This window comes from Streptomyces murinus (genome assembly GCF_002154555.1).
In the GTDB taxonomy this organism is placed as follows: domain Bacteria; phylum Actinomycetota; class Actinomycetes; order Streptomycetales; family Streptomycetaceae; genus Streptomyces; species Streptomyces murinus.
Genome location: NZ_MUNF01000080.1, coordinates 23922 through 43318 on the forward strand (window position 1 = coordinate 23922; position 19397 = coordinate 43318).

A 19397-nucleotide genomic window follows, 5' to 3' on the forward strand; every position below is an offset into this window, starting at 1 on the left:
CCGCTAGCTACAAGCGGCTCAGAACTTGAGCCCGGCCTCGCGGGCGGCGTCCGCCAGGGCGGCGATGCGCCCGGCGTACTGGTTGCCACCACGGTCGAACACGACGGCCTCGACGCCCGCGGCCTTGGCCCGCTCGGCGACCAGGGCGCCGACCTGCTTGGCCAGCGTGGACTTGTCGCCCTCGCCACCGCGGATCGAGGTGTCCAGCGTGGACGCCGACGCGAGGGTGTGACCCTTCAGGTCGTCGATCACCTGCGCCACGATGTGGCGGTTGGAGCGGGTCACGACCAGACGGGGGCGCTCCGCCGTACCGGACACCCGCTTGCGGATCCGGATGTGACGGCGCTTGATCGCGGCGCGCTTGTAGGCGTCGCCCTTGAGGATCTTCTGCCCGTATGCCATGGCTTACTTACCCGCCTTTCCGACCTTGCGGCGGATGACTTCGCCCTCGTACTTGACGCCCTTGGCCTTGTACGGGTCAGGCTTGCGCAGCTTGCGGATGTTGGCCGCAACCTCGCCGACCTTCTGCTTGTCGATGCCCTCGACCTGGAAACGGGTCGGGGTCTCCACCTTGAAGGAGATTCCCTCAGGCGCCTCGACCAGGATCGGGTGGCTGTAACCGAGAGCGAACTCCAGGTTGGAACCCTTGGCGGTCACTCGGTAACCGACACCGCTGATCTCGAGCTTCTTCACGTAACCCTGGGTCACGCCGGTGATCATGTTCGCCACCAGCGTGCGGGACAGGCCGTGCAGGGCCTTGTTCTGACGCTCGTCGTTGGGGCGGGTCACCTGCAGGGTGCCGTCTTCGCCCTTGGCGATGTCGATCGGTGCCACGACGGTGTGGGTCAGCTCGCCCTTGGGGCCCTTGACCTTGACCGTGCGGCCGTCGATGGTGACGTCCACGCCGGCGGGAACCGCGATGGGGAGCTTGCCGATACGCGACATAGCTGTTTCCTCCGTTCCCTTCTGCTACCAGACGTAGGCGAGGACTTCCCCACCCACGCCCTTCTTGCCGGCCTGCTTGTCGGTGAGGAGCCCGTGCGACGTGGAGATGATCGCCACGCCGAGGCCACCCAGCACCTTGGGCAGGTTGGTGGACTTCGCGTACACCCGGAGACCGGGCTTGGAGATCCGCTTGATGCCCGCGATGGAGCGCTCACGGTTCGGGCCGAACTTCAGCTCGAGGACGAGGTTCTTGCCGACCTCGGCGTCCTCGGTCTTCCAGCCCGTGATGAAGCCCTCCTGCTGGAGGATCTCCGCGATGTGCGACTTGATCTTGGAGTGCGGCATCGACACCGAGTCGTGGTAAGCCGAGTTCGCGTTCCGCAGACGCGTAAGCATGTCTGCGATCGGATCAGTCATGGTCATGAATTGGCCTGTGGCCTTTCTCGCCGGGGTTTCCTATATGCGCCATCCCTCTCCCCGTACTGGGACGGGACGGGTGCGGCGCGGGGACCTACGGCGTAGTAAGTCGTTCAGGGCGGCAGAGGCCCAACCCTCCTAGCCTAAGCCATGAGAGTGGGCGCCCCTGCCGTCCCGGTTGCTTACCGAGAGGTCCAGGTATCCCTAAAAGCAGGGACTACCAGGAGCTCTTGGTCACGCCCGGCAGCTCGCCACGGTGAGCCATCTCACGAAGGCACACGCGGCACAGGCCGAACTTGCGGTACACGGAGTGGGGGCGGCCGCAGCGCTGGCAGCGGGTGTAGCCACGCACACCGAACTTGGGCTTGCGAGCAGCCTTAGCGATCAGAGCCTTCTTCGCCATCTCGCTCACGCCTCCTTGAACGGGAAGCCGAGGTGACGAAGGAGCGCGCGGCCCTCAGCGTCGTTGGTCGCCGTGGTGACCACGGTGATGTCCATACCCCGGACGCGGTCGATCTTGTCCTGGTCGATCTCGTGGAACATGACCTGCTCCGTGAGACCGAAGGTGTAGTTGCCACGGCCGTCGAACTGCTTGGGGGACAGGCCGCGGAAGTCGCGGATGCGCGGGAGCGCCAGCGACAGGGTGCGGTCCAGGAACTCCCACATGCGGTCGCCACGGAGCGTGACGTGGGCACCGATCGGCTGACCCTCACGCAGCTTGAACTGCGCGATGGACTTCCGGGCCTTGGTGACGGCCGGCTTCTGACCGGTGATCGTGGTGAGGTCGCGGATGGCGCCCTCGATCAGCTTGGAGTCGCGGGCGGCGTCGCCCACACCCATGTTGACCACGATCTTGACGAGGCCGGGGATCTGCATGACGTTCTCGTACTTGAACTCGTCACGCAGCTTGCCGGCGATCTCGTCGCGGTACTTCTGCTTCAGACGCGGAGTGGTGGTGGTAGCCATCAGATGTCCTCACCCGTCCGCTTGGCAACGCGGATCTTGTTGCCCTCTTCGTCGAAGCGGTAGCCGACACGAGTGACGACCTTCTCGCCGTCCTTCTCCACGACCAGCTGGACGTTGGAGACGTGGATCGGCGCCTCGGTGGTCACGATGCCGCCGGCCTGGGAGCCACTGGCGGTCGGACCGGCCTTCGTGTGCTTCTTGACCCGGTTGACACCCTCGACCAGGACACGCTCGTCGCGCGGGTAAGCGGCAATGACCTTGCCCTGCTTGCCCTTGTCCTTGCCGGTGATGACCTGGACCAGGTCGCCCTTCTTGATCTTCATGCTTACAGCACCTCCGGCGCGAGCGAGATGATCTTCATGAACTTCTTCTCGCGCAGCTCACGGCCGACCGGGCCGAAGATACGGGTGCCGCGAGGGTCGCCGTCGTTCTTCAGAATGACGGCGGCGTTCTCGTCGAAGCGGATGTACGAGCCGTCCGGACGGCGGCGCTCCTTGACGGTGCGAACGATGACCGCCTTGACGACGTCACCCTTCTTCACGTTGCCACCGGGGATCGCGTCCTTGACGGTGGCGACGATGACGTCACCGATGCCCGCGTAGCGGCGACCGGAGCCACCGAGCACACGGATGCAAAGGATCTCCTTCGCACCAGTGTTGTCGGCGACACGCAGTCGCGACTCCTGCTGGATCACGTCTATCTCCTGAATGTCTGCCGGTTCCCCGGGGGCTGCTCGATCGAGCGGCCCCCGGAGCCTGGCGGAACTGTCCTGCGAGGGGCGCCCCGCAGGAACCTACTGGTGGAATTCCCTTGCGGGAATTACCTACTTGGCCTTCTCAAGGATCTCGACGACGCGCCAGCGCTTCGTCGCGGACAGCGGCCGGGTCTCCATGAGGAGGACACGGTCGCCGACACCCGCGGCGTTCTGCTCGTCGTGCGCCTTGAGCTTGTTCGTACGGCGGATGACCTTGCCGTACAGCGCGTGCTTCACACGGTCCTCGACGGCGACGACGACGGTCTTGTCCATCTTGTCGCTGACGACGAGACCCTCACGGGTCTTGCGGAAGCCGCGGGCCTCTGCGTTCTCAGTCACGTTCTTCTCGCTCATCAGGCGTTCTCCACCGTTTCGATGCCCAGCTCACGCTCGCGCATCAGGGTGTAGATCCGCGCGATGTCCTTGCGGACCGCCTTCAGACGGCCATGGTTCTCGAGCTGACCAGTCGCCGCCTGGAAGCGGAGGTTGAACAGCTCTTCCTTGGCCTCGCGGAGCTTCGCAAGAAGCTCCTCGTTGCCCAGCTCGCGCAGCTCGGACGCCTTGGTACCGGCCGACATCACGCTTCACCTGCCTCGCGCTTGACGATCCGGCACTTCATCGGCAGCTTGTGGGCCGCACGAGTCAGCGCCTCACGGGCGATCTTCTCGTTGGGGTACGACAGCTCGAACATGACGCGTCCGGGCTTGACGTTGGCGATCCACCACTCCGGAGAACCCTTACCGGAACCCATGCGGGTCTCGGCGGGCTTCTTGGTGAGCGGACGGTCCGGGTAGATGTTGATCCAGACCTTGCCGCCACGCTTGATGTGGCGGGTCATCGCGATACGAGCCGCCTCGATCTGGCGGTTCGTGACGTAGGCCGGGGTCAGCGCCTGGATGCCGTACTCGCCGAACGCAACCTGCGTGCCACCCTTGGCCATACCGTCGCGCTTCGGGTGGTGCTGCTTGCGGTGCTTGACCCTACGGGGGATCAGCATTTCGGTCAGGCCTCCGTTCCGGTGCTCTCAGCCGGAGCGGCGGCGGGAGCCTCGGCCTTGGGGGCCTCGGCGCCGGCAGCCTGCTGCGGCTTGCGACCGCGCCGCTCGCCACCACGGCCACCACGGGCCGGGCGGTCGGCACCGCCACGGGCCGGGCGGTTACCCGCACGGGCCGCAGCGTTCTCGGCGCGGACCTCGGCGATGTTCTTGACGTCGCCCTTGTAGATCCAGACCTTCACACCGATGCGGCCGAAGGTCGTCTTGGCCTCGAAGAAGCCGTAGTCCACGTTCGCGCGGAGCGTGTGCAGGGGCACACGGCCCTCGCGGTAGAACTCCGAGCGGGACATCTCGGCGCCACCGAGGCGGCCACCGCACTGGATCTTGATGCCCTTGGCGCCCGCCTTCATCGCCGACTGCATGCTCTTACGCATGGCACGGCGGAAGGAGACACGGGAGGAGAGCTGCTCGGCGACGGCCTGGGCCACCAGCTGAGCGTCCGTCTCCGGGTTCTTGACCTCGAGGATGTTGAGCTGAACCTGCTTGCCGGTCAGCTTCTCCAGGTCACCGCGGATGCGGTCGGCCTCGGCGCCGCGGCGGCCGATGACGATGCCCGGACGAGCGGTGTGGATGTCCACACGGACACGGTCACGGGTGCGCTCGATCTCAACCTTCGAGATGCCGGCGCGCTCCATGCCGGACGTCATCATCCGACGGATGGCGACGTCTTCCTTGACGTAGTCCTTGTACAGCTTGTCGGCGTACCAACGCGACTTGAAGTCGGTCGTGACACCGAGCCGGAACCCATGCGGGTTAACCTTCTGGCCCATTACCGGGTTCCTTCCTTGCTGCTGACGACCACGGTGATGTGGCTGGTCCGCTTGCGGATCCGGTAGGCACGGCCCTGGGCGCGCGGACGGAACCGCTTCAGGGTCGGGCCCTCGTCGACGTAGGCCTCGGAGATGACCAGGCTGTCGACATCGGTGTGGTCGTAGTTGTGCGCGGCATTGGCAATGGCGCTGTCCAGCACCTTGCCGACCGGAACCGAGGCTGCCTGCGGGGCGAATCGCAGAACAGCCTGGGCCTCCGTGGCGTCCATGCCACGGATGAGGTCCACCACACGGCGGGCCTTCATGGGCGTGACGCGGATGTACCGCGCCTGGGCCCTGGCTTCCATGGTTGTCCCTTCAGAGTTACTTACTTGTCTGAATGCGATCCGCGATTAGCGGCGCTTCGACTTCCGGTCGTCCTTGACGTGGCCGCGGAAGGTGCGCGTCGGCGAGAACTCGCCGAGCTTGTGGCCGACCATCGACTCGGTGACGAACACCGGGATGTGGGTCTTGCCGTTGTGCACCGCGATCGTGTGGCCGAGCATGGCCGGGACGATCATCGAGCGACGGGACCAGGTCTTGATGACGTTCTTGGTGCCGGCTTCGTTCTGCGTGTCCACCTTCTTGATCAGGTGGTCGTCGACGAAGGGCCCCTTCTTCAAGCTACGAGGCATCTCAACCCGTCCTTAGCGCTTCTTGTTCGTCTTGCGGCGGCGGACGATGTACTTGTTCGACGCCTTCTTGGGCGAACGAGTACGGCCTTCCTTCTTGCCCCACGGGGACACGGGGTGACGGCCACCGGAGGTCCGGCCCTCGCCACCACCGTGCGGGTGGTCGACCGGGTTCATGACGACACCACGGACGGTCGGGCGAACGCCCAGCCACCGCTTACGGCCGGCCTTACCCCAGTTGATGTTGCTCTGCTCGGCGTTGCCGACCTCACCGACGGTGGCGCGGCAGCGGACGTCGACCAGGCGGATCTCGCCGGACGGCATGCGCAGGTGGGCCATGGAGCCCTCCTTCGCGAGCAGCTGCACGGAGGCACCGGCGGAGCGGGCGAACTTGGCACCGCCACCGGGACGGAGCTCGATCGCGTGGATCGTGGTACCGACCGGGATGTTGCGGAGCGCCAGGTTGTTGCCCGGCTTGATGTCGGCCCCGGGACCGTTCTCGACGCGGTCACCCTGCTGCAGGTTGCGCGGGGCGAGGATGTAGCGCTTCTCGCCGTCGGCGTAGTGCAGCAGCGCGATGCGCGCGGTGCGGTTGGGGTCGTACTCGATGTGCGCGACCTTCGCCGGCACGCCGTCCTTGTCGTGCCGACGGAAGTCGATCACACGGTAGGCGCGCTTGTGTCCGCCACCCTGGTGGCGAACGGTCACACGACCGGCGTTGTTACGGCCGCCCTTGCTGTGCAGGGGACGGACCAGCGACTTCTCCGGCGTGGACCGCGTGACCTCGACGAAGTCGGCGACGCTGGCGCCACGACGGCCCGGCGTAGTCGGCTTGTACTTGCGGATTCCCATTTCTCAGTCCTCGTCCGATATCGGACGATCCGGACCGCCCTTAGGCGGTCGGACCGCCGAAGATGTCGATACGGTCGCCCTCGGCGAGGGTCACGATCGCGCGCTTGGTGGCGGCACGCTGACCGAAGCCGGTCTTCGTGCGCTTGCGCTTGCCCTGGCGGTTGATCGTGTTGACCCCGGTGACCTTGACGTCGAAGACCGCCTGGACGGCCTGCTTGATCTGGGTCTTGTTGGCGTTCGGGTCGACGATGAACGTGTACTTGTTGTCGTCGAGGAGCGCGTAGCTCTTCTCCGAGACGACCGGCTTCAGCAGGACGTCACGGGGGTCCGTGTACGACTTGCTCAGCGGCGTCTCGACGGTGTTCTTGCCCTCGGTGGCGTGGCGACGCGCCTTGGCGACGCGCGCGGCCTTGGCGGCCTTGGCGGCCTTCGAGGCAATAGCGGGGTGACGGATAGCCATCAGGCCTCGCTCCCTTCGGTGTCAGCGGCCTTGGGGCCAGACACGAAGGACTCGAAAGCGGCCTGGGTGAAGACCACGTCGTCCGAGACGAGAACGTCGTACGTGTTCAGCTGGCCCGGCTCCAGGATGTGGACCTGGGGCAGGTTGCGGGCGGACAGCCACGCGGCCTCGTCGGAGCGGTCGACGACCAGGAGCAGGTTCTTGCGCTCCGAGATCTTGCCGAACAGGCTCTTCGCGGCCTTGGTGGACGCCTGGCCCTCGACCACGCCGGCGACGACGTGGATGCGGTTGTGACGCGCCCGGTCGGTGAGGGCACCGCGCAGGGCGGCGGCCTTCATCTTCTTCGGGGTGCGCTGCGAGTAGTCACGCGGCACGGGACCGTGCACGACGCCACCACCGGCGAACTGCGGAGCGCGGGTCGAACCCTGACGGGCGCGACCGGTGCCCTTCTGGCGGTACGGCTTCTTGCCGCCACCACGGACCTCGCCACGCGTCTTGGTCTTGTGCGTGCCCTGACGGGCCGCGGCCAGCTGCGCGACGACGACCTGGTGGATCAGCGGGACGCTGACCTTGGCGTCGAAGATCTCCGCGGGGAGCTCGACGGAACCGGCCTTCTCGCCCGCCGGCGAAAGGATGTCAACAGTGCTCATCGGTTACCTCAGGCCCCCTTGGCCGCGGTGCGGACCAGGACGAGGCCGCCGTTCGGACCGGGAACCGCGCCCTTGATGAGCAGCAGACCCTTCTCCGCGTCAACGGCGTGGACGGTCAGGTTCTGGGTGGTGACCCGCTCGTTGCCCATACGACCCGCCATGCGGAGGCCCTTGAACACGCGGCCCGGGGTGGCGCAGCCACCGATGGAACCGGGCGAGCGGTGCTTGCGCTGGGTGCCGTGTCCGGCGCCGAGGCCCTTGAAGTTGTGACGCTTCATGACACCGGCGAAGCCCTTGCCCTTGCTCTTGCCGGTCACGTCCACCTTGACGCCCGCCTCGAAGACCTCAGCAGAGATCTCCTGGCCCAGCGTGTACTCGGAGGCGTCCGCAGTGCGGATCTCGACGAGGTGGCGGCGGGGGGTGACGTCGGCCTTGGCGAAGTGGCCCTTGAGGGGCTTGTTCACCTTGCGCGGGTCGATCTCGCCGAACGCGATCTGGACGGACTCGTAGCCGTCGACGTCGTTCGTGCGGACCTGGGTGACGACGTTGGGGCCGGCCTTGACGACGGTGACCGGAACAACACGGTTGTTCTCGTCCCACACCTGCGTCATGCCGAGCTTCTCGCCCAGGATGCCCTTGATCTGCTTAGCCATTCTTCAGATCACCAGCCCTCAGAGCTTGATCTCGATGTCGACACCGGCCGGGAGGTCGAGTCGCATCAGAGAGTCAACGGTCTTGGGGGTCGGGTCGAGAATGTCGATCAGGCGCTTGTGCGTGCGCATCTCGAAGTGCTCGCGCGAGTCCTTGTACTTGTGCGGCGACTTGATGACGCAGTACACGTTCTTCTCAGTGGGCAGCGGCACCGGGCCCGCGACCGACGCACCAGTGCGGGTCACCGTCTCGACGATCTTCTTCGCCGAGGAGTCGATGACCTCGTGGTCGTAGGCCTTGAGCCGGATGCGGATCTTCTGTCCCGCCATGGCTACTCAGTAGTCCTGTCTCTTCTAACGCTCTGGGACCCGGTGGTTTCCGGTACCCGCCTTCTCCGACCCACGCGGTCGGGCGTGTCGCGCTCCCGCTGACATGAATGTCCCTTGTTCGAACATCCCTGCGGGGAATGCACACGGCCCTTCCGGAAACCGCGGACCGGGGACCTCGGGCCCACCGGGCGCCTGGTCGGTGTCGCGCCCACACTTCCCGGAAGATTCCCGTACGTCCGCCCCAGTGCTGCCCGAGGGCAGTTAGGGCGACGAGTACTGTGGGACTCGCTTCCGGTCCTCCCGGCGGGAGGCGCGCAGCATCAACACTCGACCGAGCAACTCGGACAGTCTGCCATACAGCCGGGGGCCTCCGCCAATCGAGCCGAAGAGATTACCCCTGGAGTGACGTAGGTCAAACCGGTGCCGCTCCCGGGGCGCGCCGCGTGGTCTCGGGGGGCGGTGCCGGTGTGGTCATCGCCACACGAAGCACCCCGTCTGCCGTCGGCGCGAGCCGCGCCACGCTCCCGTCCACGGTATTGCCCGCCAGGAGCACAGGGGGACCCGCCTCCGTCGGTGTCTGCGGGAGCATCCAGCCCAGGCCCTGGAAATGCGCCCGTGCCCGTGTCAGCACCTGAGCCATGGCGTCCTCGGTCAGCGGCTCGGTCGACCAGGAGTGATGGGCGTATCGCTCCTCGCCCTCCTGATAGGTGGCGAGCCCCTCGCCCTCCCCCGTCACCGCATGCCGCACCTGAAGCGCGTCGTACAGCCTGCTGGAGTGGGCGCGGGCGAGGCGCTCGGCCTGCTCGTCACCGGTGGTCCGACGGACCGAAGAGGAGGCGGCCGTGCCTGAGCCGCCCGCGCCGAAGCACGGGGACGTGATGGTGATGGCGGCGAGTCCCTCGCCCTTGGCCTTGTCGACGACGCCGGTGAGCGCGGTCATCCAGAAGTCGTCGGGGACCGTACGCATGTTCACCGTCGGGAAGGGGTCGGACCAGTCGGCGTCCGAGCTCTGGAACGTGTAGCCGCGCCGCACCCAGGCGTCCCTGGCCTGGCGCACCAGCTTCTTCGCCTCGGTGCCCGGAACCCCCGTGAGCTGGTACGAGAGCGTGACCTGCCGGCGCTCCCCGGCGCTGTGGTCGTCGGCCAGGCAGGCGCCGACGGGGTTCAGCCCGGTGCGCTTGAGAGTCGGCTTGGGGGACATGCCGTCCACCGCCTGGTGGACGATCTCCTCGGCGCGCTCGGTCGCCTGCTGCTCGTTCATGGTGACCCGCTTCGATCCTGTCTCGGTGCCGCTTCTCGTCTGCCCCGACCCGCACCCCACCAACGCGCCGACCGCGGTCAGTGAGGCGACGACCGCCATCGCCCGGGACCGCCTCATGGGTTTCCTCCAGTCACGATCTTTGCCATGTTGTTCAAGGAATCACCCTCCCAGTACTGCGAGTGCGCGGGCATGAGGCCGTCGGAGCCCGGAAGCTTGCCCGGGGCGACATGGAACGTCTGCCCGCCGAATTCGTCCGAGGTCGGATCATTCCCATACATGACCGAGTGATCGTTGAAGAGGCGCCAGTACGCCATGGGGTTGAGCGGCGCCAGCGTTCCGGCCGGCGGCGGGGCGAGGTTCACCAGGTCGTTCCTGGCGGTCGCGGCCCAGACGTGGTCGGCCCCGATGTGCAGGTCCTTGGCGTGGTCCACGCCCGAGCCGGGGCTGCCCACCAGGATCGCCCGGTCCACCGGCAGATCGGGGTGGTCCCGCAGGGTTTCACCGGCGACGAGGGTGCCGTAGCTGTGCCCCAGGACCGTCGAGTTCACGGAACCGTGGTGGGCGGTGTCGATCCCGGTGAGGAAGTCGCTCAGCGGCTCGCGGGCGGCATCGGCGTACTTGGCGTCGGTCGCGTCCGTGAGCAGGCCCTGCGGAGCGTCGTAGCCGAGCCACGTGATCGACGCCGTCGTGTGGGTCGGGTCGGTGAGGCTCGCCCGGTCCTGGAGCATCTCCGCGCGGTGGATGTCGCCGTCGATGCCGCTCAGTGTGGTGCCCGTACCGGGCACATAGGTCGCCACATTGTCCGCGGTGTCGGGGTTGCCGATGGAGATGACGACGCGACCGTTGTTCTTGTCGTCGAAGCCGAGCAGGTACGGGCGCTTGCTCTCGTCGGTGTAGTCGAAGCGCTTCTCGATCGCTTCCATCCCACCGACCGGACCCCAGACTTTCTTCCGCGCCTCCTCCCAGTCCTTCCATTCCTGGCTCTCGACGCTGAGGCCCTTCGGCATGGACCCGGTGTACGGGTCGATGTAGGGCTGGTACCGCTCGGGCTCCGGGTGCTTCTTCAGCCAGGCGTCGTAGTCCAGCCGGGCCTTCGCATGCGCCTCGTCGAGCACGGTGCGGTTGGCCTGGTCCCGCGCGGTGGCGGGCAGTCCGTCCATCGCGCCCACCGCGTCGGGGTGCGCCGACAGGTAGTCCGATCGCTGCTCGTCGGTCAGGCCCTGCCACCAGGCGGCGTTCTTCTTGGGGTCGTCGTGCTCAGGCGGTCGGGGCAGCGAGTCGAAATAGTCCTTGCCCGCGTCGCGCACCCCGGCCGTGTCCGACTTGACGTCGATCCAGTCCTTGTCGGAGACCACCAGGTCGTCGTCGGCCTTCAGGGCGCGCAGCTTCGGAGCCCACTTGGTGTCGGCGTCCGTGGCCTCCTTCAGGGCGTCGCCGATGCGGTCGGCGAAACCGACGGCCTTGCCGAAGTTCGGGTTCGGATGCATATGGACGGCCTGGCGCTCCAGCGCGGCCGACGTCGGGTCCGTCGGACTGGTGCTCACCCGCACCGTGCCGCCCTCCGGCACCTTGCCGTCGACCTCCTTGCCCCCGGCCGGGAAGCTCACCGAGCCGTCCGCACCGACCGTGCAGCCCGCCGCCGCGGCGTCCTCCAGCGCGGCCTCCAGCTTCCGCTTGGCCGCGGCCATGTCGAAGGCGAAGCCGTCCAGCGCGGCGCCCGCCAGCGCGCACTCAGCGGCGGCGTAGTGGAAGTCCTTGGACAGCTGCTTCAGTTCACGCAGGGCCGCCTTCGCGGTCTCGCCGGAGAGCTGGTTGCGGATCCCCGCCGAGATCCGGCTGTCCAACGCCTCCCCGGCCTTGCCCGCCATCTCGCTCGTGGCGCGGTAGCCGTCGGCGGCGTCCTGGTACTCGGACGGCTTGAGGGCCTTCAACGCGGCAAGATCCATGACCCGCTCACTTGCCCTTCGCCCGGCCGCCGACGGCCTCGGTGTCCTGGTACTCCGTCTTGATCTTCTGGAGCCCGTCCCGGACGTCCCCGTCGGTCATCGACAGATCGCGCCCCGCGCGCTCCAGCAGACCGCCCAGCTTCCCGCAGCGGCCGCTCACCTGACCGACGTACTTCTTCCAGGAGTCGTAGAGCTCCTTCTGCGCCGCGGCCGACTCGCACCCGGCGCCGTCCCCCAGCCCCGACTGCCCGTGCTCCAGCTTCCCCAGCGCCGTGCTCACATCGGTCCGCAGCCCCGTGACGTCTCCGCCGGCGGCCGACCAGACCTTCCGGTCCGACTTCAGCGAGTCTCCACCGCCACCGGCGTCCGGCACGTGGTTCAGCCGCATCCGTGTGGAACCGGAACGCGTGGCGGCATCCGCCTTCAGCTGCTCCCATTCGTCCCAGGGCATGCCCGTGGTCCTCCCCCGCGCCCCACCCTGTGAGCGGGGTATGAACTCCTTATGAGCCTCCCAAGTTAACAACGCGTCACCGCCGCCACATCCGCCGCGGGAACTAGGGCAGTTGAGTACCTGTACTCATTGCGTCCGCGCCGAGTAGGTGACGAACGCGGTCCAAGTGGTGGGAGCGACGGTGAGGCAGGGGCCCTCGGTGTTCTTGGAGTCGCGGATGTGGATGGTGGTGGGGGTGGGGGCGAACTCGACACAGTCGTTGATATCGCTGCTGTCGCTGTAGCTGCTCTTACGCCAGGCGAGGGCCAGCTCGACGCAATCGTCGGGCTCGCTACTGCTGCTGTAGCTGCTCTTGAACCAGTGGAGGTCGGCGGTGCTCATAGTCTCCCCAGAGCTTGCTCGATGAAGGACTGCGACTCCCGCGGTGGGAGGGCCTGCGCCCGGATCATGCCATAGCGCAGCTCAAGGATGCGGAGGTCTTTGGGGCCTGAGACCGGGCGGCGATTGAACGCGCCGTTGGAACGTCCGATCGCTGTACCATCGGCAAACTTCAGCACCTCGATCATGCCTCCAGCTCCGGCGTGTTCCTCCCGATCGGTTGGCATGATCTGAAACGTGACGTTTCGCAACCGCGCCACCTCCAAGAGGTGTTCGAGCTGTCGGTGCAGCACCATCTGTCCACCGTAAGGGCGTTCAAGCGTCACCTGCTCCTGGACGAAGCTGAGCGTAGGAGCCGGCTCCCGCTCGAAGACCACCTTTCGAGCCATTCGTGCGGCCAACGTTCGTTCCACGACATCTTCGCTGAGCGCGGGCTGCCTCATCTCGAACAGCGCTCGCGCATACTCCGGCGTCTGCAACAGCCCGTGCAGGTTGTGGCTGCCGTACAGCAGCATCTCCACGGCCCGCCCCTCCAGGTCCGCCAGATCGCGTACCTTCTTCGGATAGCGCGCCCTCCTCATGTCCTCCATGAAGGCCCTCAAGTGCCCCTGCGCCTTCAGGAGCGTGTCCACCTTGTCCAGGAACTCCGGCCGGGGAATCCGCGATCCGCGCTCGATCTTGCGGATCAGGGCCTCGCTGTAACCGAGGGCCGCCGCCAGGTCGGGGACGCTCATCCCGGCTGCCTCCCGGCACACTTGGAGCAGCCGTCCCACCGCCTGCACCATCGGCTCCATCTCGTCGCCCGGCTCGACGTCCCAGCCCGCTTCATCCACGTTCTCGGTCATGTCTCCTCCTTCGCCGTGCACTCGACTCGTATAACGCCGTGACAGCCGGGACAGCCGGGACAAAACCGGGACAGTCACCGTACGTACAGGCGCTATCGCTTACTCAGCGAACCACCACTCGCCACGCTGAGTGATGTGAACCAAGAAACCGTCGCCACCCGCGACTTCATGCTGCTCCTGTCCCCCACCCCCCGCGGCGCCCGGCTCGCCCGGCTGCTCGCCGCGGAGCAGCTGCGGAGCTGGGGAATCCTCTCGGACGCGGCCACGCGCGTGATCGCCGAGCTGGCCGCGAACGCCGCGACCCATGGCCGGGTGCCGGGACGGAACTTCCAGCTCACGCTGAACGTCGTCGGCGACACGCTCCGCGTCGAGGTGACCGACACCCGCCGCGAGCGCCTGCCCGAGGCCCAACATCCGTGCGCGGAGGAGGAGTCGGGGCGCGGACTGCTCATCGTGGAGGCGCTGGCCGACCGCTGGGGCGTGTCGTCGGACGTCGTGCCGCGCAAGACCGTGTGGGCCGAGATCACGGTCCCGGGTCTTTGACGAATACGCGTGCACAGGCGGAGACACAGCCCCCGACAGGACCGCCGGTACGTCGCCCGCAGCACGGACGGCCGCCGCACGGTCCTGAGCCATGTGCCGCGCGGGAACTCCGATCCGGCCCGCTGCCGGAGCCCCTCGTACGGGGCCCGGGCGCGGCGCTCGCCATCACGCTGGCCGGGGCGCACGCGTGGGGCATGACCCACGCGGGGCCGCCCCCGGCCACCGTGCTGCTCGGAGCGGTCAAGCCGCCGGCCGTACGCCGGTGCAGCCGCGCTGCTTCGCCTCGTGGTCGGCGAAGGCGCGCAGGGCGTCGCGGGCGAACGAGGCGGAGTAGTGCGGGACCGGGTAGGTGTCGGTGTCCCCGTCGTGCAGGTGGTACAGCACGAACACCGCCCGCTGCGCCGAGCGCGGGCAGGTCGCGGTGGCCCAGGCGTAGTCACGGTCGGCGTGCGTGGGACCGTAGCCCGCCTTGAGCTGTTCGCCCTCGCTGGCCAGGAAGTCCTTGGCAGCGGCGCCGTAGTAGCCGTAGAGGCCGTAACCGGGCTTCTTCGCCTTCGTGACCAGGTAGCAGTTGGTCTGCGGGGCGTCCGGATCCGCCGGGTACTCCATGACCTCGGGCGTACCGCCTCGTGCCGCGTCCGTTCCGCGCAGCGCCGCGCATGATCCCTGGGCCTGCGACAGCGGTTTCGCCGTCCCGGGCGCGCCCAGTCGTGCGGTGGACAGGCCGGTGAGCCGTTTGCCCGCCTTCACCTGGCAACCGTGCTTCTCGGCTGTCTTCCGGGCGGTCTCGGTGGTCACCCGGCCGAGACCGGTCACAGTGCTGCCGTTCGCCGTGCCGAGCAGATCACCGTAGGCGACCAGGGCCTTGTTCTTCTGGTTGACGCAGTCCAGCGCGGCCATGACCTGGTAGGTGCCGCCCGCGTACCTGACGACACCGGACCAGCCCTGGCCGAGGGGCGCCGCCTGCTCCCGGACACCGTCGTAGTCCGCGTTGTACCAGGTGAGCTCCTGGGAAGGAGCCTTCGCGGTGCTCCAGCGCAGCTTCAGCTCCAGGGAGCCGCTCTGCGGCCCGGATTGCGAGCCGCGGACCCGGCAGGCGGCCAGGTAGTCGCTGTCGCCCTCGTCGTCGGCTCTGAGATGCGACGAGCGCAGCGCCTCGCTGAGGCCGCCCTGGGCCAGAGAGCCGTCGCACGCCCGGTCGAGTGAGCCCTCTCCGCCCCCGGAGCCGAAGGACCCGGTGCCGTAGAGCACCGCCCCCACCAGCGCCAGAACCAGCAGGAACGCCCCTGCCCACCACCCGGCGTGCACACGCCGGGCCCCGGTTTTCGTCTGCATCGTGCTCATTCCGTCGAAGGCCGTCGCACACCGGTCAGCGGTCGGCGCGCAGCGTACTCAGGGTCCGGTCACGTCCGTGCGCGTAGTCGTCCTGACCCGCGTGGACGTAGTACTTCGTCCAGTCGCTGTCGACGGCGTGACCGCGGCTGTTCGCCCATGATCTGACCAGCTTCTCGACATCGTGCTGGCCCGCGTCATAGGTCTTGGCGTTCTGCTCGGTCGCGGCGAGGTTCGCCTCCGCCACGTGCTCCTTGTTCGACTCGTACGCCCACACGTCGAGCGCCTTCTGGCTGAGGTCTCCCACCGGGCTGAGGTCCTTGACCGGGTTGAACATCAGCGCCGTGCTCAGGGAGGTGCCGAGGCCGTGGTTGAAGTCGGCGGCCCACTGCGTCTTCTTGAACCGCTCGTCGTAGATGATGTCCGACCGGACGCCGTCATAGGCGCCGATGGCACGGGACGACTCCACGATGCGGTCCCGGATCGTCTTGTCGCCGGCGTCCGGCGGGATCGTGTCCAGGACGTGGTGCGAGTACTGCTGCTCGGCCCCGTAGAGGTGCCCGAAGGCCTCCGGGTCGGCGGCGATACCACGCATGACGGCGGCGAGCCGCTGGTGCCCCACGGCCATGTGCGCGCCGTCCTTGTCGCTCCAGACGGAACCTGAGCTGTCCCAGTCGATGTCGTACTTCGACGACGACTCCGCGTAGGTCTCGTGGGTGTCGGCCGTGTACGACGTCATGATGTGGGCCAGCGGCTGGACGAGGTTCGTCGGCAGGTCCTGGGCGTGCTTGTCGGTGTACAGCGTGTTGATCGTCTGCTGGAGGATGCGGGCCTGCGGCTCGCTGTGCTCGCCGATCGGGTGGTAGCCCCCGGGCGCCTGTCCGGTCGTCGCGGCCTCCAGGGCCGCGCCGAAGCCCTTGCGGACGTCGCCGTCCTCCGCCATGACGGGAATGCCGACCGTCGTACCGCCGGGCGGGGTCGCGTAGTGGTCCACGACCGTGTCCCAGTCCCGGCCGTGCAGCAGGTACTGGAGGTTGTCGTTGTGGGCCGGGTCCAGGTAGTCGGTGCTGGTCTTCGGGTCGTGCGACATGATGCCGAGCACGCCGTCGAGCGGGTCGTTGGCGAACCAGCCCCGGTCCTTGCCGCTGAATTTGTCCCGCAGGCCCCAGATGGACTCGCCCGGGTTGTCGCCCTTGGACACGTACGACTCCTCCGCGTGCCGGATGTCGTCGGCGGTGTCCTCCAGGAACTGCCCGTTGTAGCCGTCTCCCTGCTGCATCAGGGTGACGAGGCTCTGGTAGCCGCGGACCTTCTCGTCCGGGATGGGGCTGAGGCCGTCGACCTTGAACTGCTCGGTTCCGGCCTTCCGCATGTCCGCGCGGAACTTCTGGTAGAAGGACGAGTGCGGGTCCTGGGTCGCGGTCGCCAGTGTCGTGGCGAGCCCCTTCTGGATGTCCAGGTACTGCCCGCTGTGCTGCTTGTCGTCGTGGTAGGCGAGACCGTCGAGGGTGTTGGAGAGTTGAAGGGTGCCCTTGGCGCCCAGCTCGTCCAGCAGAGTCTGACTGAACGCCTTGTCACCGGAGTTGTCGTGGAAGAGGCGCTGCAACTCCTTGTAGTCCGCCGCCGAGGCGTCGCCGGAGTTGACGCGCTGCGCGATGTCCTTGCCCTCGTCGGCCTCGTACTTCTCGATGTCGCCCTGGGCCTTGCCGTTGAAGTCGGGGACCTGGCCGAAGCCCGTCTCGGGGCCCTTCACGACGGCGGTGAAGGCGACCTCGACGCCCTTGTCGGCGTCGTCCACGTCCTTCACGCACTGATCGATGCGGGCCTGCCAGGAAGCGACGTCCTCGCTGATGCTGTCCTGGTAGGAGGGGTCGTGCACGTAGGCCATCCGCGCACCCTGGCTGAGCTTCTCGGTGTCGAACGAGACCACGCCCTGGTCCGACACCTTCATGCCCTTGGCGATGGCGTCGTCCCGGGCCGACTCCAGCTTCTTGCGCAGGTCCACGAACTGGGTGTGGGCGTCACGCAGCAGCGAGGCGATGGCCTTGGCCTCGGTCTGGGCGTTCCGGAACTGCGTGAGCCGGATCCCGAAGCGCGCGTTGGCGGTCTGCTGGCTCTCCCCCACCCACGTCGGGCGCAAGGTGATGCCGTGCACGTCCTTCTGGTAGGCGGTCTCCTGCTTGCCCAGCTCCGTCGCCATGCCGTCCCAGCGGGTGGCGGCCGTGGTGAGCGTGGACAGGTCTGTCGTCAGTATCTCGTGGTACGTCGGCATGGTTCCCCGTTGCAATGCGATGGCGTACGAGTGGGCCCGGTTGCGTCAGTTCGCCGGCGGCGGCGAGTACCCGTCGAACACCGACACCTTGCGCGTCCTGTCGCCCACTGCGACGTCCGTACCGAACAGCAGGGTGGTGTTGGTCCGGAGAGCCGACTCGTCCCCGGACAACTGGTTCACCAGGTTCTGCACCTGCTCGCCCCAGACCTTGTGCGCCTTGCCGACGGCGCCGGACGTGAGCCAGCCGTGCCCGTCCTTCGCGTCGAACGCCTTCACCACCGCGCCCGTCTCGTCGTCCGCCCAGGCCCCTGCCGTCTTGGTGTCCGGCTCGATGTCGTTGTGGAGCGTGTTCGCCGCGGTCGTCTTCTCCGCGGGCGAGGACGCGAGATCGGGCCCGCCGCTGCTTCCCGTCACGATGACAACCCCCGTATGTCGATCTGGCGTGACCACGTCACCGTAGCAAATACCCATGACGCAGGGGGAAGTTGAGTTGCGGCGGGCCCGTCAGCGTTCGGCGGTGTGCGTGACGAACGCGGTCCAGGTGCCGGGGGCGACGGTGAGGCAGGGGCCCTCGGTGTTCTTGGAGTCGCGGATGTGGATGGTGGTGGGGGTGGGGGCGAACTCGACGCAGTCGTTGCCGTTACTGCTGTCGCTGTAGCTGCTCTTGTGCCAGGTGAGAGCCAGCTCGACACAGTCGTTCACATCAGGGCCGCTGCTGTAGCTGCTCTTGAACCAGTGGAGTTCCGGGGTGCTCATAGTTCTCCCAGCGCTTGCTCGATGAAGGCCAGAGACTCCTCTGGCGGGAGCGCCTGAGCCCGGATGATGCCATACCGCAGTTCGAGGATCCGGAGTTGCCTGGGGTCCTGGATCGGGCGACCGTTGAACGCCCCGTCGGAGCGCCCGATTGCGGTGCCGTCCGCGAACCTCAGCAACTCGATAGGACCGTTCAGTCCAGGGTGATCCCACCGTCCGGTCGGCATCACCTGGAACTCCACGTTGGGCCGCTCAGCCACTTCCAAGAGGTGCTCAAGCTGTCTACGCAGCACCATTGCCCCTCCGACGGGGCGTTCGAGTGTCACCTGCTCTTGGACGAAGCTCAGTTCCGGCATGGGAGTTCGCTCGAAGATGGACTGACGAGCCGTCCTCGCTGCCACCCCGGCCTCCAGCACGTCCGGCGAATGCGCAGGCCGATGCACACCGAACATCGCCCGCGCGTACTCCTCCGTCTGCAAGAGTCCATGGATGTGAAGGGTGCTGTACAGGAGCACGTCGATGGCCCGTTCCTCCAACTCCGCCAGCTCCCGGACCTTCTTCGGATACCGCGCCTTCCTCATGTCCTCCATGAAGGCCCGAAGATGCCCCTGCGCCTTCAGGAGCGTGTCTGCCTTGTCGAGGAACTCCGGCCGGGGGATGCGCGCTCCCCGCTCGATCTTGCGGATCATGTCCTCGCCGTACCCCATGGCCTCGGCCAGCTCGGGTACGGTCATCCCGGCCGCTTCCCGGCAGACCTTGAGCAGGCGCCCCACCGCTTGCACGATCGACTCGATCTCGTCGCCCGGCTCGACATCCCAACCCGCCTCGTCCACACCTTCGCTCACAGCTCCTCCTCCGGCGCGTGCTCGCTCGTACTCGTAACAACGCCCGAGACAGCCGAGACAGCCGAGACAAAGCCGAGACGGTCACCGTACGTACGGACACTGTCGCTTACTCAGCGAACCATCCCCCGCCACGCTGAGTGATGTGAACCAAGAAACCGTCGCCACCCGCGACTTCATGCTGCTCCTGTCCCCCACCCCCCGCGGCGCCCGGCTCGCCCGGCTGCTCGCCGCGGAGCAGCTGCGGAGCTGGGG

Annotated in this window: 29 protein-coding genes and 1 pseudogene; 2 read left to right on the forward strand and 28 right to left on the reverse strand. The window is 67.3% G+C overall.

Translation table 11 applies throughout. The features are described 5' to 3' along the window. Positions 1-18: 18 nt before the first annotated feature. The 23 genes from rplR to CCN72_RS06550 all read right to left on the reverse strand — a co-directional run bounded on the left by rplR (position 19) and on the right by CCN72_RS06550 (position 13400). Positions 19-402 (reverse strand): 50S ribosomal protein L18, encoded by a 384-nt coding sequence (gene rplR, locus CCN72_RS06435; RefSeq protein ID WP_085566121.1) that lies wholly within the window; start codon positions 400-402, stop codon positions 19-21. Positions 403-405: 3 nt separating this feature from the next. After that, a complete protein-coding gene (rplF, locus tag CCN72_RS06440; protein WP_037657566.1) occupies positions 406-945 on the reverse strand; it encodes a 50S ribosomal protein L6 in 540 nt (179 codons plus the stop codon). A 24-nt stretch (positions 946-969) separates the two neighbouring features. Further along, entirely contained in the window at positions 970-1368 is a 399-nt protein-coding gene (gene rpsH, locus CCN72_RS06445; protein ID WP_037657563.1) for a 30S ribosomal protein S8, read from the reverse strand. A gap of 211 nt (positions 1369-1579) precedes the next feature. Next, on the reverse strand, positions 1580-1765 hold the full coding sequence (locus CCN72_RS06455) for a type Z 30S ribosomal protein S14 (protein ID WP_003948630.1): 186 nt from the start codon (positions 1763-1765) through the stop codon (positions 1580-1582). A gap of 5 nt (positions 1766-1770) precedes the next feature. Next, entirely contained in the window at positions 1771-2328 is a 558-nt protein-coding gene (gene rplE, locus CCN72_RS06460; RefSeq protein WP_037657562.1) for a 50S ribosomal protein L5, read from the reverse strand. Then, positions 2328-2651, reverse strand: coding sequence for a 50S ribosomal protein L24 (gene rplX, locus CCN72_RS06465; protein ID WP_037657560.1), 324 nt, complete (start codon positions 2649-2651; stop codon positions 2328-2330). The genes rplE and rplX overlap by 1 nt, the downstream gene beginning before the upstream one ends. A gap of 2 nt (positions 2652-2653) precedes the next feature. Further along, a complete protein-coding gene (rplN, locus tag CCN72_RS06470) occupies positions 2654-3022 on the reverse strand; it encodes a 50S ribosomal protein L14 (RefSeq protein WP_003998823.1) in 369 nt (122 codons plus the stop codon). 129 nt (positions 3023-3151) lie between these two features. Next, a complete protein-coding gene (gene rpsQ, locus CCN72_RS06475; protein ID WP_018543912.1) occupies positions 3152-3436 on the reverse strand; it encodes a 30S ribosomal protein S17 in 285 nt (94 codons plus the stop codon). Beyond that, on the reverse strand, positions 3436-3660 hold the full coding sequence (gene rpmC / locus CCN72_RS06480) for a 50S ribosomal protein L29 (RefSeq protein ID WP_007494763.1): 225 nt from the start codon (positions 3658-3660) through the stop codon (positions 3436-3438). The genes rpsQ and rpmC overlap by 1 nt, the downstream gene beginning before the upstream one ends. After that, positions 3660-4079 carry a 50S ribosomal protein L16 gene (gene rplP / locus CCN72_RS06485; protein WP_018564810.1) on the reverse strand — a complete coding sequence of 140 codons (420 nt, stop codon included), beginning with the start codon at positions 4077-4079 and terminating at the stop codon, positions 3660-3662. Before rplP ends, rpmC begins: the two co-directional genes overlap by 1 nt. A 5-nt stretch (positions 4080-4084) precedes the next feature. After that, positions 4085-4906: a 30S ribosomal protein S3 gene (gene rpsC, locus CCN72_RS06490; RefSeq protein ID WP_014674374.1), complete on the reverse strand. Its 822-nt coding sequence runs from the start codon at positions 4904-4906 to the stop codon at positions 4085-4087. After that, entirely contained in the window at positions 4906-5253 is a 348-nt protein-coding gene (gene rplV / locus CCN72_RS06495; protein ID WP_026252021.1) for a 50S ribosomal protein L22, read from the reverse strand. Before rplV ends, rpsC begins: the two co-directional genes overlap by 1 nt. Before the next feature lie 45 nt (positions 5254-5298). Then, complete coding sequence (gene rpsS, locus CCN72_RS06500) at positions 5299-5580, reverse strand: 30S ribosomal protein S19 (RefSeq protein ID WP_003974263.1); 282 nt, start codon at positions 5578-5580, stop codon at positions 5299-5301. A 12-nt stretch (positions 5581-5592) separates the two neighbouring features. Beyond that, the gene (rplB, locus tag CCN72_RS06505) at positions 5593-6429 is read right to left on the reverse strand and encodes a 50S ribosomal protein L2 (protein ID WP_030811669.1); all 837 of its coding nucleotides are present in this window, start codon (positions 6427-6429) and stop codon (positions 5593-5595) included. A gap of 40 nt (positions 6430-6469) precedes the next feature. Next, positions 6470-6889 (reverse strand): 50S ribosomal protein L23, encoded by a 420-nt coding sequence (rplW, locus tag CCN72_RS06510; RefSeq protein WP_037657557.1) that lies wholly within the window; start codon positions 6887-6889, stop codon positions 6470-6472. Continuing rightward, positions 6889-7539 (reverse strand): 50S ribosomal protein L4, encoded by a 651-nt coding sequence (rplD, locus tag CCN72_RS06515; protein ID WP_037657555.1) that lies wholly within the window; start codon positions 7537-7539, stop codon positions 6889-6891. Before rplD ends, rplW begins: the two co-directional genes overlap by 1 nt. Before the next feature lie 8 nt (positions 7540-7547). Beyond that, positions 7548-8192, reverse strand: a complete 645-nt coding sequence (gene rplC / locus CCN72_RS06520; protein WP_005481233.1) for a 50S ribosomal protein L3 — start codon at positions 8190-8192, stop codon at positions 7548-7550. Positions 8193-8210: 18 nt separating this feature from the next. Beyond that, a complete protein-coding gene (gene rpsJ / locus CCN72_RS06525; RefSeq protein ID WP_003948644.1) occupies positions 8211-8519 on the reverse strand; it encodes a 30S ribosomal protein S10 in 309 nt (102 codons plus the stop codon). Positions 8520-8931: 412 nt separating this feature from the next. Then, entirely contained in the window at positions 8932-9897 is a 966-nt protein-coding gene (locus CCN72_RS06530) for a hypothetical protein (protein ID WP_086806680.1), read from the reverse strand. Further along, the gene (locus CCN72_RS06535; protein ID WP_086806681.1) at positions 9894-11726 is read right to left on the reverse strand and encodes an alpha/beta hydrolase; all 1833 of its coding nucleotides are present in this window, start codon (positions 11724-11726) and stop codon (positions 9894-9896) included. Before CCN72_RS06535 ends, CCN72_RS06530 begins: the two co-directional genes overlap by 4 nt. Positions 11727-11733: 7 nt before the next feature. After that, entirely contained in the window at positions 11734-12177 is a 444-nt protein-coding gene (locus CCN72_RS06540; RefSeq protein WP_086806682.1) for a hypothetical protein, read from the reverse strand. A 126-nt stretch (positions 12178-12303) separates the two neighbouring features. Next, complete coding sequence (locus CCN72_RS06545; RefSeq protein WP_086806683.1) at positions 12304-12558, reverse strand: DUF397 domain-containing protein; 255 nt, start codon at positions 12556-12558, stop codon at positions 12304-12306. Further along, the gene (locus tag CCN72_RS06550) at positions 12555-13400 is read right to left on the reverse strand and encodes a helix-turn-helix domain-containing protein (protein ID WP_086806684.1); all 846 of its coding nucleotides are present in this window, start codon (positions 13398-13400) and stop codon (positions 12555-12557) included. The genes CCN72_RS06545 and CCN72_RS06550 overlap by 4 nt, the downstream gene beginning before the upstream one ends. A gap of 135 nt (positions 13401-13535) precedes the next feature. Here CCN72_RS06550 and CCN72_RS06555 point away from each other — a divergent pair, with 135 nt between their 5' ends. Continuing rightward, a complete protein-coding gene (locus CCN72_RS06555; protein ID WP_425276127.1) occupies positions 13536-13943 on the forward strand; it encodes an ATP-binding protein in 408 nt (135 codons plus the stop codon). A 240-nt stretch (positions 13944-14183) separates the two neighbouring features. Here the strand turns inward: CCN72_RS06555 and CCN72_RS06560 are convergent, their stop codons facing one another. The 5 genes from CCN72_RS06560 to CCN72_RS06580 all read right to left on the reverse strand — a co-directional run bounded on the left by CCN72_RS06560 (position 14184) and on the right by CCN72_RS06580 (position 19145). Then, entirely contained in the window at positions 14184-15278 is a 1095-nt protein-coding gene (locus tag CCN72_RS06560; protein ID WP_086806685.1) for a hypothetical protein, read from the reverse strand. Positions 15279-15312: 34 nt separating this feature from the next. Then, positions 15313-17547 (reverse strand): hypothetical protein, encoded by a 2235-nt coding sequence (locus CCN72_RS06565; protein WP_086806686.1) that lies wholly within the window; start codon positions 17545-17547, stop codon positions 15313-15315. Positions 17548-17592: 45 nt separating this feature from the next. Beyond that, positions 17593-17961, reverse strand: coding sequence for a hypothetical protein (locus CCN72_RS06570; RefSeq protein ID WP_232987970.1), 369 nt, complete (start codon positions 17959-17961; stop codon positions 17593-17595). Positions 17962-18051: 90 nt separating this feature from the next. Beyond that, on the reverse strand, positions 18052-18303 hold the full coding sequence (locus tag CCN72_RS06575) for a DUF397 domain-containing protein (protein WP_086806687.1): 252 nt from the start codon (positions 18301-18303) through the stop codon (positions 18052-18054). Further along, positions 18300-19145, reverse strand: coding sequence for a helix-turn-helix domain-containing protein (locus CCN72_RS06580; protein ID WP_086806688.1), 846 nt, complete (start codon positions 19143-19145; stop codon positions 18300-18302). Before CCN72_RS06580 ends, CCN72_RS06575 begins: the two co-directional genes overlap by 4 nt. A gap of 142 nt (positions 19146-19287) precedes the next feature. Here CCN72_RS06580 and CCN72_RS40280 point away from each other — a divergent pair. Next, positions 19288-19397: pseudogene (locus CCN72_RS40280) on the forward strand (ATP-binding protein); the annotation flags it as partial.

Bases quoted from the DNA above. Each gene is read 5' to 3' on its own strand.
- rplR (WP_085566121.1), bottom strand. From the start codon at position 402: ATGGCATACGGGCAGAAGATCCTCAAGGGCGACGCCTACAAGCGCGCC.
- rplF (WP_037657566.1), bottom strand. From the start codon at position 945: ATGTCGCGTATCGGCAAGCTCCCCATCGCGGTTCCCGCCGGCGTGGAC.
- rpsH (WP_037657563.1), bottom strand. From the start codon at position 1,368: ATGACCATGACTGATCCGATCGCAGACATGCTTACGCGTCTGCGGAAC.
- CCN72_RS06455 (WP_003948630.1), bottom strand. From the start codon at position 1,765: ATGGCGAAGAAGGCTCTGATCGCTAAGGCTGCTCGCAAGCCCAAGTTC.
- rplE (WP_037657562.1), bottom strand. From the start codon at position 2,328: ATGGCTACCACCACCACTCCGCGTCTGAAGCAGAAGTACCGCGACGAG.
- rplX (WP_037657560.1), bottom strand. From the start codon at position 2,651: ATGAAGATCAAGAAGGGCGACCTGGTCCAGGTCATCACCGGCAAGGAC.
- rpsQ (WP_018543912.1), bottom strand. From the start codon at position 3,436: ATGAGCGAGAAGAACGTGACTGAGAACGCAGAGGCCCGCGGCTTCCGC.
- rpmC (WP_007494763.1), bottom strand. From the start codon at position 3,660: ATGTCGGCCGGTACCAAGGCGTCCGAGCTGCGCGAGCTGGGCAACGAG.
- rplP (WP_018564810.1), bottom strand. From the start codon at position 4,079: ATGCTGATCCCCCGTAGGGTCAAGCACCGCAAGCAGCACCACCCGAAG.
- rpsC (WP_014674374.1), bottom strand. From the start codon at position 4,906: ATGGGCCAGAAGGTTAACCCGCATGGGTTCCGGCTCGGTGTCACGACC.
- rplV (WP_026252021.1), bottom strand. From the start codon at position 5,253: ATGGAAGCCAGGGCCCAGGCGCGGTACATCCGCGTCACGCCCATGAAG.
- rpsS (WP_003974263.1), bottom strand. From the start codon at position 5,580: ATGCCTCGTAGCTTGAAGAAGGGGCCCTTCGTCGACGACCACCTGATC.
- rplB (WP_030811669.1), bottom strand. From the start codon at position 6,429: ATGGGAATCCGCAAGTACAAGCCGACTACGCCGGGCCGTCGTGGCGCC.
- rplW (WP_037657557.1), bottom strand. From the start codon at position 6,889: ATGGCTATCCGTCACCCCGCTATTGCCTCGAAGGCCGCCAAGGCCGCC.
- rplD (WP_037657555.1), bottom strand. From the start codon at position 7,539: ATGAGCACTGTTGACATCCTTTCGCCGGCGGGCGAGAAGGCCGGTTCC.
- rplC (WP_005481233.1), bottom strand. From the start codon at position 8,192: ATGGCTAAGCAGATCAAGGGCATCCTGGGCGAGAAGCTCGGCATGACG.
- rpsJ (WP_003948644.1), bottom strand. From the start codon at position 8,519: ATGGCGGGACAGAAGATCCGCATCCGGCTCAAGGCCTACGACCACGAG.
- CCN72_RS06530 (WP_086806680.1), bottom strand. From the start codon at position 9,897: ATGAGGCGGTCCCGGGCGATGGCGGTCGTCGCCTCACTGACCGCGGTC.
- CCN72_RS06535 (WP_086806681.1), bottom strand. From the start codon at position 11,726: ATGGATCTTGCCGCGTTGAAGGCCCTCAAGCCGTCCGAGTACCAGGAC.
- CCN72_RS06540 (WP_086806682.1), bottom strand. From the start codon at position 12,177: ATGCCCTGGGACGAATGGGAGCAGCTGAAGGCGGATGCCGCCACGCGT.
- CCN72_RS06545 (WP_086806683.1), bottom strand. From the start codon at position 12,558: ATGAGCACCGCCGACCTCCACTGGTTCAAGAGCAGCTACAGCAGCAGT.
- CCN72_RS06550 (WP_086806684.1), bottom strand. From the start codon at position 13,400: ATGACCGAGAACGTGGATGAAGCGGGCTGGGACGTCGAGCCGGGCGAC.
- CCN72_RS06560 (WP_086806685.1), bottom strand. From the start codon at position 15,278: ATGCAGACGAAAACCGGGGCCCGGCGTGTGCACGCCGGGTGGTGGGCA.
- CCN72_RS06565 (WP_086806686.1), bottom strand. From the start codon at position 17,547: ATGCCGACGTACCACGAGATACTGACGACAGACCTGTCCACGCTCACC.
- CCN72_RS06575 (WP_086806687.1), bottom strand. From the start codon at position 18,303: ATGAGCACCCCGGAACTCCACTGGTTCAAGAGCAGCTACAGCAGCGGC.